General features: G+C 65.3%; 11 protein-coding genes and 1 tRNA gene. 6 read left to right on the top strand and 6 right to left on the bottom strand.

The features are described 5' to 3' along the window. Positions 1 to 746: 746 nt before the first annotated feature. Positions 747 to 1,289 (top strand): PAS domain-containing protein, encoded by a 543-nt coding sequence (locus ACXJKQ_RS26085; protein WP_457108581.1) that lies wholly within the window; start codon positions 747 to 749, stop codon positions 1,287 to 1,289. Positions 1,290 to 1,321: 32 nt separating this feature from the next. On the opposite strand, the gene ACXJKQ_RS26080 is transcribed toward ACXJKQ_RS26085, so the two are convergent. Continuing rightward, the gene (locus ACXJKQ_RS26080) at positions 1,322 to 3,640 is read right to left on the bottom strand and encodes an MHYT domain-containing protein (protein WP_457108580.1); all 2,319 of its coding nucleotides are present in this window, start codon (positions 3,638 to 3,640) and stop codon (positions 1,322 to 1,324) included. Between the two features lie 273 nt (positions 3,641 to 3,913). Here ACXJKQ_RS26080 and ACXJKQ_RS26075 point away from each other — a divergent pair, with 273 nt between their 5' ends. Beyond that, complete coding sequence (locus ACXJKQ_RS26075) at positions 3,914 to 8,203, top strand: diguanylate cyclase domain-containing protein (protein WP_457108579.1); 4,290 nt, start codon at positions 3,914 to 3,916, stop codon at positions 8,201 to 8,203. A gap of 154 nt (positions 8,204 to 8,357) precedes the next feature. Here the strand turns inward: ACXJKQ_RS26075 and ACXJKQ_RS26070 are convergent, their stop codons facing one another. The 3 genes from ACXJKQ_RS26070 to ACXJKQ_RS26060 are packed head-to-tail and all read right to left on the bottom strand — an operon-like array spanning position 8,358 to position 10,926. After that, positions 8,358 to 8,972, bottom strand: a complete 615-nt coding sequence (locus ACXJKQ_RS26070) for a hypothetical protein (RefSeq protein ID WP_457108578.1) — start codon at positions 8,970 to 8,972, stop codon at positions 8,358 to 8,360. Beyond that, a complete protein-coding gene (locus ACXJKQ_RS26065) occupies positions 8,969 to 9,589 on the bottom strand; it encodes a hypothetical protein (RefSeq protein ID WP_457108577.1) in 621 nt (206 codons plus the stop codon). The genes ACXJKQ_RS26070 and ACXJKQ_RS26065 overlap by 4 nt, the downstream gene beginning before the upstream one ends. Continuing rightward, positions 9,553 to 10,926 (bottom strand): hypothetical protein, encoded by a 1,374-nt coding sequence (locus ACXJKQ_RS26060; RefSeq protein WP_457108576.1) that lies wholly within the window; start codon positions 10,924 to 10,926, stop codon positions 9,553 to 9,555. Before ACXJKQ_RS26060 ends, ACXJKQ_RS26065 begins: the two co-directional genes overlap by 37 nt. A gap of 296 nt (positions 10,927 to 11,222) precedes the next feature. Between ACXJKQ_RS26060 and ACXJKQ_RS26055 the strand changes: the two genes are divergently transcribed. Continuing rightward, positions 11,223 to 11,657 (top strand): hypothetical protein, encoded by a 435-nt coding sequence (locus tag ACXJKQ_RS26055; RefSeq protein ID WP_457108575.1) that lies wholly within the window; start codon positions 11,223 to 11,225, stop codon positions 11,655 to 11,657. A 636-nt stretch (positions 11,658 to 12,293) separates the two neighbouring features. Continuing rightward, positions 12,294 to 12,905: a site-specific integrase gene (locus ACXJKQ_RS26050; RefSeq protein WP_457108574.1), complete on the top strand. Its 612-nt coding sequence runs from the start codon at positions 12,294 to 12,296 to the stop codon at positions 12,903 to 12,905. Between the two features lie 40 nt (positions 12,906 to 12,945). Here the strand turns inward: ACXJKQ_RS26050 and ACXJKQ_RS26045 are convergent. Then, positions 12,946 to 13,022, bottom strand: a tRNA-His gene (locus tag ACXJKQ_RS26045). Positions 13,023 to 13,354: 332 nt separating this feature from the next. Between ACXJKQ_RS26045 and ACXJKQ_RS26040 the strand changes: the two genes are divergently transcribed. Further along, positions 13,355 to 15,163, top strand: a complete 1,809-nt coding sequence (locus ACXJKQ_RS26040; protein ID WP_457108583.1) for a chloride channel protein — start codon at positions 13,355 to 13,357, stop codon at positions 15,161 to 15,163. Positions 15,164 to 15,265: 102 nt separating this feature from the next. Next, positions 15,266 to 16,357, top strand: a complete 1,092-nt coding sequence (locus ACXJKQ_RS26035) for a tartrate dehydrogenase (RefSeq protein ID WP_457108573.1) — start codon at positions 15,266 to 15,268, stop codon at positions 16,355 to 16,357. Between the two features lie 176 nt (positions 16,358 to 16,533). On the opposite strand, the gene dxs is transcribed toward ACXJKQ_RS26035, so the two are convergent. Further along, a complete protein-coding gene (gene dxs / locus ACXJKQ_RS26030) occupies positions 16,534 to 18,531 on the bottom strand; it encodes a 1-deoxy-D-xylulose-5-phosphate synthase (RefSeq protein ID WP_457108582.1) in 1,998 nt (665 codons plus the stop codon). Positions 18,532 to 18,561: the final 30 nt, after the last annotated feature.

Below are 18,561 nucleotides of genomic sequence, written 5' to 3'. Positions count from 1 at the left end.
CGGTCACCCCCGCGTTCGACCAATAACTGGCGCGGACGATGCGGGCGACCATGACCTCGATGATCGGCACCAAGGGTGGGTGCGAGGATCTGGGACGAGATCGGCGTCGAGGGTCGGGTGAGCGGATCGGCGAGCATAGGGCGGCGAGGTGACCGCGGATGCGGGCTCCGCGTGGGCCAGCGAAGCCGATACCCCGCCCACGAGCCTGCAAGTGGAGACGGGTCATCTACATCTTGTCACGGAAGCGAGTCTAGCAGCGAATTCACGCGATTAGAGGCCCGTAGCATACACATCTATACCGAAGGCCCATTCGATCTGAGGGCGCATAACTGCGATCTGTAGTTGAACCATGTTCTCGGCAGAAAATTCTTCCGTCCGGAGGCAGCAATTAAATTGCGCTCAAGTCCGAGATGGGGAAGAATTCCATCTTCTCCCAGCAATTGAGTATTCGGGCCGCTATTGAATAGGGCTTCAGTCCGTGCGAGACAATGGTGTCCGTGCAAGGCAATGCGGGAGAGCCCAGGCTGGCGTGAGCCGGTTATGGCGTCGAGGTGCGACCGCCCCCGGAAGCTCCGAGGCACAATCTCGTATCGTTGGACGATCTGGAGTGCGACGCATCCTGCGTCACTGACGAGCCGAGAGTGCCAACGTACCGTTGGTATCGGTTGGCAGGCACCCGCGACAGAGGGGGGCGACCGGAATGCTTTGACGGGCATTTCCTCGCCCGTCCGTCGAGGGAGAGCAGCATGTTTCCGGACGACAACGAATTCGAATTCGGCGGCCCTGACCGGGGCTGGAACTATGAGCCCTCGCGCGCCGATCTCTTCCGGCATTTCACGTCCCCCGTCTACACGACAGACGCGGACGGCTGGCTGACCTACTACAACGATGCGGCAGCCGACCTTTGGGGCTACCGCCCCGAACTCGGCAAGACGCGCTGGTGCGGCTGCTGGCGCATCTACACCGCTGATGGGACGCCTCTGCCGCTCAACGAGTGCCCAATGGCCGTAGCCATTAAGGAGGGGCGACCCGTGCGCGGCGTGCAGGTCGTGTTGGAGCAGCCGGATGGTACACGCATCCCGTTTATGCCCCACCCAACGCCGCTATGGGACCCGTCTGGCAATCTGGTCGCCGCGTCTAACGTCCTTCTCAAGATCACGAATTTGAATGGGCCTAACCCCATTGATCACCCGACCGAGCAATGGGCTCGGCCCATGCCGGAGGAGCGGGAAGCGGGCCACGAACTCGACGATCTTGCAGGCTTACTCCAAGCCAACTTAGCGGCATAGGAAGGCACGGCTCTGCCATAGTCCTCCGCCATTCAAGCGTCGGCCGCCCTGGAGCGGAAGGCGACCAATTTGCCAGCCTCTTCGGCCGCGTGAAGCGCGTCGGCGACAGCCAGAGCAAGTGTGGCCTGATCGAAGGGCTTGCTCAGCCGAGGCAGAACCAGATGATGTTCGGCCGGCGCCTCAGCGTAACCCGAGGCCAGGATGATCGGCATCCCAAAGCGCTCGACCGCAATCTGCTCTGCCAACTGCGTTCCTGTCATACCCGGCATAGCTTGGTCGGTAATGACGAGGTCGAACTCTTGCGGGTGACGTAGAAAGTCCAGTGCCTCTTGGCCCGACCGAGCCTGAATGACGCGATGACCTAAGTCCTCCAGCATCGCCACCGTGTTTTCCAGCACCAGCGGATCATCATCGACGACCAGCACGGTCAGGGATCGCGTCGGCACACGAGATAGAGGCACGGCGCTCGCAGGCTCGGCTCGTACCACCGCCGCCTTAGCCACCGGAAACCACATCTCCGCGGTGGTCCCCACGCCGACACGGCTCCTGAGCGAAAGACGGCCATTTGACTGCGCTGCTAAGCCCTGCACCATCGAGAGACCAAGCCCTGTGCCCTTGCCGACACCTTTAGTGGTGAAGAACGGCTCTTGCGCGCGAGCAAGGGTCTCCCCATCCATGCCAGTGCCGGTGTCCGCAACCGAGAAGCAAACGTAACGGCCTGCCGGCAAATCAGACGCGTCCTCCTCGCTCGCTTCTCGACCTCCAATCGTGATCGTGCCGCCCTCGGGCATGGCATCGCGCGCGTTCACGGTGAGGTTGAGGAGCGCCAGTTCACACTGATGCGCGTCCACCATCACGCGCGGTAGGCCAAGCGGGAAGTGGGTCTCGATGCGCACCCGCGGTCCAATCGAGCGCTGGAGCAGGTCCGTCATACCCTGCACGAGTTGAGGCAGGTCAACCGCCTTTGGGGTAAGCTCCTGCCGTCGCGCAAAGGCCAGCATCCGCTGTGTCAGGGCAGCACCGCGCTGTGCGCCCTGAACCGCATTGTCGAGCAGGCGTGTGAGCTTCGGGTCGTCCGGCAGCCGTTTCCGCAGCAGTTCGAGGCTGCCGAGAACCGCCATGAGGAGGTTGTTGAAGTCGTGCGCGACCCCTCCCGTGAGTTGGCCCACCGCCTCCATCTTCTGAGCTTGGGCCAGCGCTTCACGGGTTTGATCCAGAGCTTCCTGGGCCTGCTTGCGCTCGGTGATGTCGCGCGTGACTTTTGCGAAGCCTACAAGCTGCCCCTGTTCGTCGCGGATCGCGTCGATCACCACGTTGGCCCAAAAGCGGCTGCCGTCCTTGCGCACCCGCCAGCCCTCGGCCTCGAATCGCCCCTCCTGGGCTGCGGTCTCAAGCGCGGCTGCGGGAAAGCCGACCTGTAGGTCCTCCGGCGTGTAGAAGCGAGACAGGTGGCTGCCGATAATCTCCTGGGCCGAGTAGCCCTTGATGCGCTCAGCCCCTGCGTTCCAGTTGGCGATCCGGCCCTCAGTGTCGAGCATGAAGATGGCGTAGTCCTTCACACCCTGGAGCAGAAGGCGGAAGCGCTCCTCACTCGCGCGTAGGGCCGCGGCCTCGTGCTCGGATGCCTGCGAGAGGTGCCGGTCGAACATGGCTGCGGCGAGCGCCAGGACGAGGATCAGAAAGGTCGTGCCGGTGACCCAGAGCGCGAGGTAGGTTTGGTTTACGCTCGCGGTGCCGTGCGCATGATCCATGGGAGCATGGGCGCTGAACACGGAGCCCTGCATCGCGGCGTAGTGCATGCCCGCCACGGCAAAGCCCATGACCGCGGCGGCCAGGAGCCGGAGCCTCACACCGGTCTGCTGGAAGGCGAGCCAGAGCGCGGCGACGGCTGCGCCGATTGCGATGAGGATCGAGATGGCGACCCAGAGGTGGTCGTAGCGTAGGTCGGCTGGCATGCGCATCGCCGCCATGCCGGTGTAGTGCATGCCGGCGATGCCGAGCCCCATAACGAGGCCGCTCACGCAGAGGGCAGCCGGTCCTGCGCCGGGCCGATTGACGACGAAGAAGGCAAGCCCCGTGACCGCGATGGGTAGCACCAACGAGAGCAGGGTCAGGCGCAGATCGTAGCCGACCTCAAGGCCGGGGAGGCTGAAGGCCAGCATGGCGACGAAGTGCATCGACCAAATGCCTCCGCCCATGGCGAGAGCGGCGGTGGCGAGCCACGCGCGACAGGACCAGCCTGAGGTGGCACGCATGCGCGCCGCGAGGTCGAGTGCGGTGTAGGAAGCGGCAGCAGCGATCAGGATGGAGAGTGCCACGAGGGCAGCGTCGTGGGTTCCAGCGTGTGACATCCTGACGAATTACCTTACGACCTCGTTCGCTTTGCTGGCCCACCGCTTCCGGTCCGCCGGGAAGCGCAGGGTATGCCACGCGTTCAACGAGACAAAAGCAACACATGTTGGGGTGACAAGCTCTTGGCATCACGCTGCGTCATTCCGCGGCCGTGATCCTGCTTCGACGGCTGCCCACGACGTAACGAAACCGAGTCTTAAGGTATATTCGCCAGCTAGAAGGCGGGCCAGATGGGAGACTGCGCTACGTGGTCTGGCTCGGCCAGAGGACTCATGTATCCGTTGCACCCAAACGAGGTGAACCGCCTCCAGGCGTTGCACGATCTCAATGAGATAAGCTCCGGCCCGGAGGCGCAGTACAATGCCCTGTGCCGGACCGCGCGGGCACTCTTTGGCGTGCCAATCGCGCTTGTGTCCCTCGTCGGCGAGACCGAGCAGCGATTCAAGGGCGCGTGCGGACTGGACGTGAGCGGGACCCCGCGTGAGGTCTCCTTCTGCACATACACCATCCTCTCGGACGAGGTACTGGTGATCGAGGATGCCACACAGGATGTGCGGTTTGCTACCAATCCGCTCGTCACAGGCGAGCCGCATATCCGCTTCTATGCCGGCGCGCCGCTCGTTCTCGCCCCCGGCATTCAGCTCGGTTCCTTGTGCATCATCGACCGCGTGCCGCGGACGCTGTCATCTCAGCAGCAGGGGCAGCTTCGCGATCTGGCGGAGATCGTCGTCGCACAGCTTGGCTTACGCAGGGCAGAGCGCGATGCGCGGGAGAGCGCGGCTAACTACCGGTTGCTGGCCGACAACAGCACCGACGTGATTATCCGGTCCGATCTGGACGGAAAACGCCGCTACGTCTCGCCGGCTGCCGGCCGCCTGCTCGGCTCTGAGCCGCAGGACCTCGTCGGTACGCATCCTCTGGCGTTTGTACATCCTGATGAGGTCGGTGCCTACGCGCGGCTTCTGAAGCGATTGGGAGCGGGCGAGATCGCCCAGGCCGTGGCCCAGCAGCGCTACCGCCGCCGGGATGGAACGTGGCTGTGGGTCGAGGTCTCGTTCAGCCTCACACGCGATCAGATCACGGGCGAGCCCGATGGTTATGTCGCTGTCATCCGGGACATCTCACAGCGCAAGGAAGCTGAGTGCGAGATGACGCGTCTGGCGCGTCACGACCCGCTGACCGGCCTGCCTAACCGGCTACACTTTCGTGAGCAGCTTGATCAGGAGATCGCGCGCGCCAAGCGCAGTGGCGGCGGATTTGCCCTGTTCTGCCTCGATCTCGACCGTTTCAAATTGGTCAACGACACGCTTGGTCATCAAGCCGGCGACACCTTGCTGCGGATCGTGGCGCAACGCCTCAAGTCCGTTTTGCGCATCGAGGACACGATTGCGCGGCTCGGGGGCGATGAGTTCGTGATCATCCAGACCGGACAGGGTCGCACCGAAGACGCGGTCCGGCTGGCGGAGCGGCTGCTCGAAGCGGTGTCGCCGCCAGTTGATCTCGGCGGCTATCCTGCGGGGATTGGGATCAGCGTAGGGGTCGCGCTCGCTCCAGGCGACGGCCTCGATCCCGATCACCTCTACGCCCGAGCCGATCAGGCGCTCTACCGCGCCAAGGCCGCCGGCCGGAACACGTTCCGTCTCTACACCGAGGGAGATGCTGGAACCGACCTAACACCGTGTGAGGCTGGGCGGCGTGAGTTGGTCCTGCCCCTTGAACAGATCGAGCTTAACCCGCTGTTCGTCGGTGATCTGCTGCGGGAGATGCTGGAGAGCAGCACGGATTGCGTGAAGTTGCTCGATTACGAGGGCAACCTGCTGTTCCTGAGCGCGGGCGGCTCCAAGATGATGGAGATCGACGATGTCGGCCCGCTCCTCGGCCGACCCTGGGTCGATCTCTGGCAGGGTGAGCACAACGCGGCGGCTCGGCTCGCCCTAGCACAGGCCAGAGCCGGTTGGGCGGCTCGCTTCCAAGGCTTCTGCCACACCGCCAAGGGGCATCCGAAGTGGTGGGATGTGGCCTTGAGCCCGCTTAAGGGGCCGAGCGGCGCGCGCGGTCGCATCCTGGCCATCTCACGCGATGTCACGGCGCTTGTTGAGCTTGAGCGTGACCGGCAAATGACGGCGAACCGTTACAGGGCGCTCATCGAGGTCAGCGCGACTATGGTTTGGCGGGCGGAGCCGGACGGCTCTGTTATCGAGAGCACCGGTTGGGAAGCCTACTCGGGTCAGCCGGAGAGCGCCTACAGGGGCTTCGGCTGGCTGACCGCTGTCCATCCCGATGACCGGACGCGCGTGGTCTCCACATGGCGAGAGATCATCGGATCCCAATCAGCCGGTTCCTGTGAGTTCCGGGTCTTGCGCCGAGACGGAGTGTTCCGGTGGACCCTCATCAGGGTTGCACCACTCAAAGAGAACTCCGGTCATGTGCGGGAGTGGGTAGGTACGGCCACAGACATTCACCAGAGCAAGGAAGCTGCCGAGGCAACCTGTGCTCAGGAAGAGCGCTATCGTTTAGCTCTGCTCGCCACCAAGGATGCGATTTGGGATCATGACTTGACTTCAGATCGCATCGACTGGAGCGAGGCGACTCAGTCCCTTTTCGGGTACGCGAAAGACGAGATCGCCACGACGGGTGCTTGGTGGAAGGAGCGGATACATCCCTCTGACCGAGATCGTGTCGTCGCGTCGATCCAAAACGCTATCGACGGCTCCGATGATCGCTGGATCGACGAATACCGCTTCGCGCAGGGTGATGGTAACTATGCTGAGGTGCTCGACCGCGGTTTCGTGATCCGCGACGTGCAGGGCCGGGCCGTGCGCATGGTCGGTGCCATGCACGACCTCACGGATCAGCGTCAGGCTAATGCTGCCGTCAAGGCCAGCGAGGAGCGGCTGCGGCTTGCATTGCAGGCGGGGCGAATGATGGCCTGGGAGCGCCACCTGAAGACGGACTACAGCAGTCGGTCCGCGAACTCGCTGGAACTGCTGGGCATCCAGTCAGGGCCGCCCTCGCAGTTCCTCGACCGTGTCCACCCGGATGATCGCGAACAGATCGAGCGTCTCGTCCAACAGGGCTGCCAGAATCGTGAGCAGCGGGAATTCCGCTACATCCACCCTGACGGCCGCCTGATCTGGCTTAGCGCCTCAGTCGAGCGCGTGGATGCCGACCGGATCGTGGGCATCACCTTCGACATCACCGAGCGCAAGCGGAGCGAGGAAGATGCGTGGCGCACAGCCAATCACGACGCGCTCACCGGCCTGCCGAACCGCCGGCTATTCCATCAGCGCCTGGAGCAAGCGCTTGCTGCTGCTGAGCGGGGTAGCACGAGTGTGAGCCTTCTGCTGTTTGACCTCGACACCCTGCGGGACGTGAACGACACCCTCGGGCACGACGCGGGCGACGCCGTACTGAGCGAGGCGGCGAGCCGTCTGGGTGAAGGACTGCGCACAACCGATACGGTCGCGCGCCTGGGCGGCGACGAGTTCGCCATCGTCCTGACAGAACCGCTGCACCTCACGCATGCTGCAAGCTACGCCGAGACGCTACTGGAGCGGCTGAGGCAGCCTTTTACCTATCGAGGGCACGCGCTGACCTGCAAGGCGAGCGTCGGTCTGGCTGCTTTCCCGGATCACCACCGCGAAACGCGCGACCTGCTCAAGGACGCCGACATCGCGCTTTTCCGGGCCAAGGCCCAGGGCAGAAACCGCTCCGTCGTGTTCGCACCGGAGATGCGCGCCCAGACCGAGCGGCGCGTGAGCATCGCCGCGGAGATGCGGGTCGCAATCGATGCTGGACAGATCGTGCCGTTCTACCAGCCCAAGGTGTGCTTTTCGACAGGAGCGATCATTGGCTTCGAGGCGCTGGCACGCTGGCAGCATCCCGAGAAGGGGCTGCTGACGCCCGGCTATTTCGGATCGGCGTTCGAAGACCCCGAACTCGCCACAGCCATYGGTGATAGTATTCTTCGGCAAGTCACCGCAGATATGCGCGCGTGGAACGAACGCGGTCTCGGATTCGGCCGAGTAGCCGTGAATTTTGCCTCAGCCGAGTTCAGGAAGCCTGATCTGGCTGGCGGCATTCTCGCCGCGCTGAGCGCGTCCCAGGTGCCGGCTTCTCAGTTCGAGGTGGAGGTCACCGAGACAGTGTTCCTGGGCCACGGTTCGGAGGCTGTGCCAGGCACCCTCCAGCGGCTGCACGACAGCGGGGTTCTGATCAGCCTAGACGATTTCGGAACAGGTTTCGCCTCGCTCACCCACCTGAAGCAATTTCCGGTTGATCACATCAAGGTGGACCAAAGTTTCGTCCGCGATGTCGAGCGGAGCGCGGAGGATGCTGCCATTGTGGCCGCCGTTATTGGGCTAGGTCGCAGTTTAGGCATGAAGGTTACAGCCGAGGGCGTCGAGACACATGGACAGGCAGAGCATCTGGTCGCGCTGGGCTGCGACTACGCACAGGGCTATCTCTATGCCAAGCCGATGGCTGGGTCGCGTGTGCCCTGGCTGATCGACGCGTGGGATGCCGCGGCACGTGTACCCGAGCCGCTCCTACGTTTGGTCTGACAGCACGGTGCGATGGTCCAAAGGCGAGCGCCTTGACCGTCATGCCGGCCGAGCCCGCCGTAGCGGTTCGAAATGCGCTGACCGCTTCGGCCTAAGTTGTCTAGGACGACAGCGATGAGAGCCGCAAGCATCCAGCCTGCGGCTCGCCCGTTGACTACGCTGCCAGATTCGCCTGCTCACTCGTCTGCTGTATTTTCCAGAACGTGGCGTTCACTAGCACAACTTCACGCTCGCTTAGCTTGTACGCCTTGGACAAAAGTCGAACGTCACCCACACCCGCCTTCTTCATCTTGCCGCGCCAGTACCGCACCTTCTGACGTTCGGCATCAGTCATCGCGCCATCCTCGTGAGTGCAGCGAATCGGCCGGTCCTCGATCACGCTGGGCACTTCCTCGATGGTGCTGCCCAGCCGCCTCTTCAGGTACTCGGCTTGCCGGCGCGAGAACACGTATACAACCGCCGGCTCGGCCGATGAGAAGTCACGCAGCACGCCGCGCATTACGAATTGATACATGGCGTTGAACTCTCGCCAATCGGTGAGTTCGGCCGCCGTCATTCCGCAGACCTCGCGCAGCGAGCCGACCTCGAACTGGCTCGCCTTCATTGCCGCGAGCCACGCCACCCGCTTGTAATGCTGGAGGTCATTGCGCCCATGGGCCTTCGGACTGATGAAGTCCTGCTGATCGAGCTTGCCCTTCGCTCGCATCTTCTCATTCGCCGTCCATAGTACCGGCACGCCACCCGCGTCCTGCTTGATCCATTCGGTCACCGATTCGAGCGGCAGATCCCTCTCTCGCGAAAGCGAGTGAGTGAACTGTCGCGGTGCTCCGAGAAATACCGAATCGTGACCCGCTGCGCGGTAGGTATGAGGCGCTTGCGACGCTCAAACTCGATGGGCTGGAATCTGACGCCCCATTTCTCCATCCAAGTTTTGACCGTCACGGATTTCATCGCCTCGTCCCCGAGCAGCCGTACGCTGCGGAAATGGCTGAGGTTCAGCGGTGAGGTGACGGCGAAGAACTCCAGCCGGCCACCCTCGGTGGGATCGTCCCACGCCTTCCGCTTCACCCACACGTGGGTATTCGGCTTGGCCAGCAACACGCACAGTCTGTGATGGACGCGGTCGTAGTCGTCCACGTCGGTGGCACGCGCGAGTTCCTGTCCGGCACCGGTCGAGCCCAAGTTGTAGCAACCCCAATCATCGATCTCGGCGTGAACGTAGCGGCGCAGCACCTCGGCGTGGTTCTTCGCGTCGATGCGGAAGGTGGTGAAGCAGTCCGGCACCTCATCGAACACGACTTCGCAGTCGCCCCATGCCGGCCAATCCATCATCGTGGCGGCTGCCTGGGTTACGAACACGAGCGCAGGCGCGCCAGCCGGCAGCACGTTGAGATCCTTCCGGATGTTCGCCACTGGAGGGGAACGCGGCACTCCTGCTTCTCGCTGTGCGCTTCGAAAATCCGGAAACGCATCGCCGTACCGCGGCCCGCGATCTCGAAGAACTCCTTCCGGCGCTGCTCGATGGTGCTGATCTTGTCCACCACGTAAACAGTGCGACCCTTCTCGCGAGCGATCCGGCCGAGTTCGTCGCGGGTCTTGCCCTGTCCGCACTCGCCCTCCTTGACCAGCACGGTCAGGCCGCTCTCGTCACGCTCCAACAGCGGATGCCACTCGACCTGGTCAACCTCGACCGGAAGGCTCATGATCCAGTCGATCAGCGCCGCGGCCTTATCCTCGCCGTGCTGCCGGATGAAGTAGCCACCATCTGTCTCATCGATCTGGCGGAGGATGCCGTCCACCTCGCCGTAGCTGAGTGCGCCGTCGGTCTTGGTCCAGACCATGCCGTGCAACGAGCGCATCGTCTCGTAGTGGCTGCCGTTCGTGATCCGCTGACGGTGGAAATCGTCCCAGGCCGGGTTGAAGACCGCCGGATTCTCGATGCCCATTTCGGATCGGACTGTTCGGTCTTCGCGATGCCGCTTCAGAGCCTCGGCCTGTTCGGGCGTCGGGTTGGCACACGGCTGCCGCGGCCCCTTCTGCACGACGTACTTCGTCCAGCTACCGGGGTACTGTTGCGCAAGCTCGCGCTGCCCCGCGAGAGCGGCATCTACGACGAGAGGTCGAGCGTTGAGGCGCTCCATACATGTTGGATCATGCGGTGGCGCGAAGACGAAATCGACAGGGTCGTAGATCGAAACGTCGGCCTGCTGGCCCAAGACAGTCCAGTTCAGCCACAGGGCGACATGCAGCATCTCGATGCGCGTGAGGTCTCGGTCGGTGTCGATGACGACGCGGAACTTCGGCTTCTCGGGCGTATGGCTGAAGCTCGTGTACATGAAATACGCGAAACCGTGTGCATCGAGGCGGTTAGCGACTTCCTGCATCGTGACGATAGGACGGCCATAGTCGGCGTTGTCCACGTCGGCGTAGAACAGGCTGAGTGCGTCGCTCTCGGGCGCACCGTTGCGCCACTGGCCAAAGCGCGTGAACTGATGTCCGTCTGCCCGGCGTGTGAAGGTGCGGTTACTCGAATCGTAGAGTGCCGGCACGAAACCGTAGCTCTCCAGCTTGTTGGACTGCGGCGTCGGAAAACGAAGCTCGTAGAGGACGTGATCGCGGACGGCGGCGAAGGAGGGCAGGTTATGGTAGTCAGTGATCTCTGCCATGACGAGGCGACGCGTCCCGGTCTGTGGATCGGCGTGAATGCGCGTGAGATCGCTCAAGGAATAAACACGAGTATGCATTGAGAAATAATCTTTTTTGAAATGTATTTTTGCCTCAAAACGAGGCGGCACCAGAATGCCAACGACGAACTTTGCCGCCCATATTAAACTCACATGTCCTCACTTCGGCAGAATCGATAACGCCCGACCAGATTCTTGTCGTGAGAATTTCTCTCAAGCCGCAATTTTTAATTTTTACATCTGAGTTCGCCAATAGATATTCAAAGCGAATTCATAGCGAGTATGTAGTAAGCCTATTTCAAATACACGCTCGCACCATATTGGAAAATTATATTGTGACCAGCATCAATTCTAAGCGTCGCCGCCTTTTCTCGGTCGTCCGAATTCATCAGTGCGGGACTTGCGAGAGCACCTGGGTCGAGAAGATTGCCTTCAGCACCAGCATGGTTGCTCCGATAAACTGGGGCGGGTGCCCAGCGGAGCTTCACTTCTGGAATTACCAGAAGCGCGTCGCCATAAATCAGCAGGCCACGGATCTGTTCGGGCGCGAAGGCGTCGTGTTTCGTGGGCCGGTTTTAATACGAACCGGCGACGCAATGTTTTACGGTCTGAAGATCCAGGGCAGTAAGGCGCAGGTGGAGCGCGATTTGGCGGGCCTCGGCCTGAATTCGAACCCAGTCATCATCGATTCGAGAGACTGGGTGGCTCACCAGAATATTTACACCCAGAACCAGAACGACGCTTTTGCCATAAGGCTGCATTTGCGCTGAATGGGCGCGGGGTGGGAGTCAAGGCGCTTTCACCCCAACAACCATTGTACAGCCAAATCGAGGTGTCAGATGCGCCGGTCTGACATTCTCTTCCATCCTCCCCGACCCGTCTCCACTTGCAGGCTCGTGGGCGGGGTATCGGCTTCGCTGGCCCACGCGGAGCCCGCATCCGCGGTCACCTCACCGCCCTATGCTCGCCGATCCGCTCACCCGACCCTCGACGCCGATCTCGTCCCAGATCCTCGCACCCACCCTTGGTGCCGATCATCGAGGTCATGGTCGCCCGCATCGTCCGCGCCAGTTATTGGTCGAACGCGGGGGTGACCGTGTGGGGACGTTCAAGAGGACGTGGGTGGAGACGGCTGGTCCCGGCTCGACCGGGCAGCGTTCCACGCCCGTTCCCGTCCGGGCTCGTTTTTCTCACGCCTCATCTAGTAAGCGGACCCGGCCGGACACGTGAGGAATCCGACTGGCTCACAGGAGATCAGGGTTCATATTGGAGGTGAGGTCTCCTCTTTTTCCCTCCAGTGCGATCCATGTGCTCGCCTCGATCCGGGAGGCAATCGAGAGACATGATGGGTCGGTCGCGGCGGCCCGAGGCCCGTAGGCCGAGCCCGGCGAGGCTGAGGACCGCAGGTGCTGCCTGGGCCGACCCATCACGAGCGGGTGGGCGCTGACGCGCCCACCCCTCAACCAAACTTCCGACCGTCGCAAGTTTCGCCCGTGGTCGGCCGGCTTGAGCAGCACCGCAGCGCGGCGTGCTTGATCGGCGATTCGCCTGTGATCACCTCCGAAACGCCGCCGGTCGGGTCGAGACGCCCGAGGCAAAGCCTAAACCATTTCTCCGCTGTGGCGCTCACCACGATCAGCGAGATTCTGGAGCAACGGTCGCGGCCACGGTCGGCCTACCTATTCTGCAAGGCTAACGGGAGCCGGATCGGGAACCCGCGCAAGGCGTTCGAGAACGCGTGTCGCAGAGCGGGAACCGACGACTTTCGGAGGCACGATCTGCGCCACACGTTCGCGTCGTGGTTCGTACAGGAGGGGGGCGACCTCTACCGCCTCAGCCGCATCCTCGGCCACACGACGCTCCAGATGAGCAGTCGCTACGCGCACCTCCGTACCGACGATCTGCACGACGAGCTTCAGCGCGTGTCACAAAAGCGGTCACGAGAGCACCAGACTGGCACCCTGAAATCGAGAGCAGAAGCTGAGGGGGAACATGCCGGACGATCTCCAAACCGTTAAAGAAAAACGGTTTCCGATCATCCAGCATGTTGAGATTCGATGGTACCACCGCCCCGGCTCGAACGGGGGACCCCCAGATCCACAATCTGGTGCTCTAACCAACTGAGCTACGGCGGCACTGGCGGGCGGTGTATCGTGGGCCGCGGCGGTTTTCAAGGCGATCTGTGCACGGGATGCGGAGTCGGTGAATGTCGGTCGCCGGGATCGGCCCCGGCCGGGTGGCCAGCGACGCGGCGGTGCGCCCGTTTGCAACCGGATCGGACCCGGCTGTAACTGCGCCCTCGAGACCGATGCGTCGACCTGACCGATCGGGCGGACCTGAGGCGAAGGGACGGACCGTGAGTGCGCGACAGCCAGCGGGGGGCGCCGGCGGGGGCAGGGCGCCCACCGAGGGGCTCGCCCATCGTCCGGCCCGGCCGGCCGGCCGGGACCGCCGGCACTGGGCCGGGATGCGCCTCGTCCAGGCCCCCGGACGCCTCCGCAGCCTCGTCCGCCGGAGCGAAGGGGGACTCGTCGCCCTGGCGACCCTGGTGGGATGCGTCGCCGGCGTGGCGGTCTCGGCCATGACCTGGATCACCCAGACCCTGCGCGAGGCCCTGTATCAGCTGCCCGTGGGCGCGCGGCTCAGCGCCGTCGATGCCGTGTCGCCGGTGCTCCTCCTCGTCGGCCCCTGCCTGGGCGGCGCCGTCCTCGGCCTCCTGATCGTCGCCGCCAACTATGTCCGCGGCCCGCGCAAGCGCCCCGCCATCGATCCGATCGAGGCCAACGCCCTGCATGGCGGCCGCATGTCCCTGCGCGACAGCCTCTACCTCGCCCTCCAGAACGTGCTCTCGAACGGGTCCGGCGCCTCGGTCGGCCTCGAAGCCGGCTACACGCAGATCGCCTCCGGGCTCGCCTCGCGGCTGGGCATCGCCTTCGAGGTGCGGCGCAGCGACCTGCGCACCCTCGTGGGCTGCGGCGCCGCCGGGGCCATCGCGGCCGGCTTCGGCGCGCCGCTCGCCGGGGCCTTCTACGCCTTCGAGCTGATCATCGGCACCTATTCCATCGCCACCCTGACGCCGGTGGTCGTGGCGGCGCTCTGCGGCAACCTGATCTCCCGGTCGCTGATTGCGGCCCAGCCGCTCGTCGATCTCGGCGACATGCAGGCGGTCACGACCTCGCACGTCACCAGCCTGGAGATCCTGCCGAGCCTCGCCCTCGGGCTGGTCTGCGCGGGCTTGGGCATCCTGATCATGCGCGGGGTCACCCTGGTCGAGCGCCTGGTCCAGGCGTCCGGCGTGCCGCGGGTGGCGGCCCCCGCCTTCGGGGGGCTCTGCGTCGGCGCGCTGGCGCTGCTGGCGACCCCCCAGGTGCTCTCGGGCGGCCACGGCGCCCTGCACATGCACTTCGCCGCCGAGGGGCAGGGGCACGGCATCGCGGCCCTGGCCGGGCTGTTCGCCGCCAAGGCCACCGCCTCGGCGATCTCCATCGGCTCGGGATTCCGGGGCGGCCTGTTCTTCGCCTCCCTGTTCCTCGGTGCCATCGCGGGCAAGCTGTTCGCCGCCCTGGCCCCCGTGCTGGTGCCGCCGCTGGCGGATTTCGGCCTCACGCCGCTCGCCTACGCGGTGATCGGCATGAGCGCGCTCGCCGTGGCGATCATCGGCGGCCCGCTGACCATGACGTTCCTGGCGCTGGAGGTCACCGGCAGCCTGCCGATCACCGGCGTCGTGCTGGCGGCGGTGATCGCGTCCTCGCTGACCGTCCGCAAGACCTTCGGCTACTCCTTCGCCACTTGGCGCTTCCACCTGCGTGGCGAGAGCATCCGCAGCCCCCACGATGTCGGCTGGATCCGGTCGCTCACCGTCGGCCGGCTCATGCGCCGCAATCCCGGCACCGTGGCGGTCGACACGCCGATGGCGACCTTCCTGCGCGCGCATCCCCTCGGCTCGCCCTCCCGGGTGATCGCCGTCGACGGAGGCGGGCGCTACGCCGGCATCGTGAACGTCCCGGAGGCCCACGCGGCCGCCCGGGACTCCGCCGCCGACGCGCAGCCGGTCCTCGCCGACCTGCTCCTGCACGCCGGCGACTTCCTCACGCCCGGCATGAACGCCAAGGACGCCGCCGCCGCCTTCGACCGGACGGAGAGCGAGGCCCTCGCGGTGGTCGAGAGTGCCGAGACCCGGAAGGTGCTCGGCCTGCTGACCGAGAGCCACACGCTCAAGCGTTACAGCGATGAACTCGACCGCCAGCGCCGGGCCATGGCGGGCGAAACCGACTGATTGTCAGGCCGGGGTGTTGACCCGATCCCGGCGCGGACCAATCACCTGACGCCGACGACCCGGGCTCGCAGAGGCCCGCTCTTCGAAACGCGTGGAGGATTCATGGCCGCCCCAGAGAACAGCCAGCAGCGCCACTACCGCATCGCGGTGATCCCAGGCGACGGTATCGGCAAGGAGGTGGTGCCCGAGGGCGTGCGCGTGCTGGAGCAGGCGGCCAAGCGGCACGGCTTCAGCCTCCAGCTCGACTGGTTCGATTTCGCCAGCTGCGACTATTACGAAGCGCACGGCCGGATGATGCCTGAGGACTGGAAGGCGCGGATCGAGACCCACGACGCGATCTATTTCGGCGCCGTCGGCATGCCCGAGCGGGTGCCCGACCACATCTCCCTCTGGGGCTCGCTGATCCTGTTCCGGCGGGAATTCGACCAGTACGCGAACCTGCGCCCGGTGCGGCTGATGCCGGGGGTGAAGTGCCCGCTGGCCGACCGCAAGCCCGGCGACATCGACTTCTGGGTGGTCCGCGAGAACACCGAGGGTGAATACTCGAACGCGGGCGGGCGGATGTTCGCCGGCACCGACCGGGAATTCGCCCTGCAGGAGACCATCATGACCCGTTACGGGACTGACCGGATCCTGAAATTCGCCTTCGAGCTTGCCCAGAAGCGACCGAAGAAGCACCTGACCTCGGCCACGAAGTCGAACGGCATCTCGATCACCATGCCGTACTGGGACGAGCGAGTGAAGGCGGTGGCCGAGGCCTACCCGGACGTGCGCTGGGATCAGTACCACATCGACATCCTGACCGCGCATTTCGTCCTGAACCCGGACCGGTTCGACGTGGTGGTCGCCWCCAACMTGTTCGGCGACATCCTGTCSGACCTCGGCCCGGCCTGCACGGGCACGATCGGCATCGCGCCGTCCGGCAACATCAACCCGGAGCGGGTGCACCCCTCGGTGTTCGAGCCGGTCCACGGCTCGGCGCCGGACATCGCCGGTCAGGGGATCGCCAACCCGATCGGCCAGATCTGGTCGGGGGCGATGATGCTGGAGCATCTCGGCGAGCACGCGGCGGCGGCCGAGATCGTCGGCGGGATCGAACGGGTGCTGTCCGAGCGGACGCTGCGCACCCGCGACCTCGGCGGCAACGCCGACACGCAGGTCTGCGGCAAGGCGGTGGCGCAGGCCCTGGGGTAGGGCAATCAGCCCGAGCCTCCCTTCCACGCCCTCATCCCGAGGTGCCCGCGCCAGCGGGCCTCGAAGGAGCACTCCAGGGATCGCGAGACCGCTGGAGGGCTCCTTCGAGGGCTACGCTGCGCTTCGCCGCCTCAGGATGAGGTGTGTGGTCGGGAGAACCGTTGCAGACCGTGGCGTCAGCGCGGGCGGCGGCGCACGCTCACCACGTTGCTTGCCGGCTCGGCCTTGCCGGAAGCCGCCGGCAACGTATCGAGGGCGGTCTTGACGATGGTTTTGGCGTCGAGCCCGGCCTCGGCGTACATCTTCTCCGGGCTGTCGTGGTCCTGGTAGGTGTCCGGCAGCGTCAGCGTCCGCACCCGCACCCCGCCCGCGTCCAGCGCGCCCTTCTCCGCGAGGAGATGCAGCACCATCGCGCCGAACCCGCCCCGCGAGCCCTCCTCGATCGTCAGCAGGACCTCGTGGTCCCGCGCCAGATCCAGGATCAGCGCCTCGTCCAGCGGCTTGGCGAAGCGCGCATCCGCCACCGTCACCGCAACGCCCTGCTCGGACAGCGTGTCGGCCGCCTTCAGCGCCTCGGCGAGCCGCGTGCCGAGCGACAGGATCGCCACCCGCGCCTCCGCGTCCCGGCGCACCACCCGGCCCTTGCCGATCGGCAGCACCTCGCCCCGCTCCGGAAGCTCGATCCCCACGCCCTCGCCGCGCGGGTAGCGCAGCGCGATCGGGCCTGAGTCGTGGGCGTGCGCGGTCGCCACCATGTGCACCAGCTCGGCCTCGTCGGCGGCCGCCATCACGGTCATGTTCGGCAGGCAGCACAGATACGCCAGGTCGAACGCGCCCGCATGCGTCGCCCCGTCCGCCCCCACCAGGCCGGCCCGGTCCAGGCAGAACCGCACGGGCAGGTTCTGCAGCGCCACGTCGTGCACCACCTGGTCGTAGGCCCGCTGCAGGAAGGTCGAGTAGATCGCCACGAACGGCCGGTAGCCCTCCGTCGCCAGGCCGCCCGCGAAGGTCACCGCGTGCTGCTCGGCGATGCCCACGTCGAAGGTCTTGTCCGGATGCGCCTTGCCGAACAGGTCGATGCCCGTGCCCCCCGGCATCGCCGCGGTGATCGCCACGACCTTGTCGTCGGCATCGGCCGCCTTGATCAGGCTCTCGCCGAACACCCGCGTGTAGGCCGGCGCGTTCGGCTTGGCCTTGGCCTGCACCCCCGAGACCACGTCGAACTTCACCACGCCGTGGTAGCGGTCGGCGCTGGCCTCGGCCGGCGCGTAGCCCTTGCCCTTGCGGGTGACCACGTGCAGCAGGATCGGGCCGTGCTCGGCGTCGCGGACGTTCTTGAGCACCGGCAGCAGGTGGTCGAGGTTGTGCCCGTCGACGGGGCCGACGTAGTGGAAGCCCATCTCCTCGAACATCGTGCCGCCGCCGACCACCAGCGAGCGGGCGTATTCCTCGGCCGCCGCCGCGCGCTGGTAGAGCGCCTTGGGCAGGAGCTTGCCGAGCTGCTTGGCGGTCTCGCGCAGGGACTGGTAGGCGCCCCCCGAGGCGAGCCGGGCGAGGTAGGCCGACATGGCGCCCACCGGAGGGGCGATCGACATGTCGTTGTCGTTGAGGATGACGATCAGGCGCGAGTGCAGGGCGCCGGCGTTGTTGAGCGCCTCGTAGGCCATGCCGGCCGACATCGAGCCGTCGCCGATCACCGCGATGGCGTTGCGGCGCTTCTGCGGGCGGTTCTTCTGCTTGGCGGCGGCGTTGTCGAGGTCGCGGGCGACCGCCATGCCCAGCGCGGCCGAGATCGACGTGGACGAGTGGGCCGCGCCGAACGGGTCGTAGACGCTCTCGCTGCGCTTGGTGAAGCCCGACAGGCCCCCGCCCTGGCGGAGCGTGCGGATCCGGTCGCGCCGCTCGGTCAGGATCTTGTGCGGGTAGCACTGGTGGCCGACGTCCCAGACGATCCGGTCGTCGGGCGTGTCGAACACGTGGTGCAGCGCAACCGTCAGCTCGACCACCCCGAGACCCGAGCCCAGATGGCCGCCGGTGATCGACACCGCGTCGATCATCTCGGCCCGGACCGCCTCCGCAACCGCCGGAAGATCCGACTCCGGCAAACGCCGCAACGCCGCCGGATTCGGGGCCCGGACCGCCTCCGCAACCGCCGGAAGATCCGACTCCGGCAAACGCCGCAACGCCGCCGGATTCGGGACACG

The sequence above is a fragment of the Methylobacterium sp. P5_C11 genome (genome assembly GCF_054049775.1).
Note: the sequence above shows the minus strand (reverse complement) of the source record. Positions and strands in the feature narration are given on the sequence as shown.

Coding starts and splice junctions, on each gene's coding strand:
- ACXJKQ_RS26085 (WP_457108581.1), top strand. CDS start 747: ATGTTTCCGGACGACAACGAATTCGAATTCGGCGGCCCTGACCGGGGC.
- ACXJKQ_RS26040 (WP_457108583.1), top strand. CDS start 13,355: ATGCGCCTCGTCCAGGCCCCCGGACGCCTCCGCAGCCTCGTCCGCCGG.
- ACXJKQ_RS26080 (WP_457108580.1), bottom strand. CDS start 3,640: ATGTCACACGCTGGAACCCACGACGCTGCCCTCGTGGCACTCTCCATC.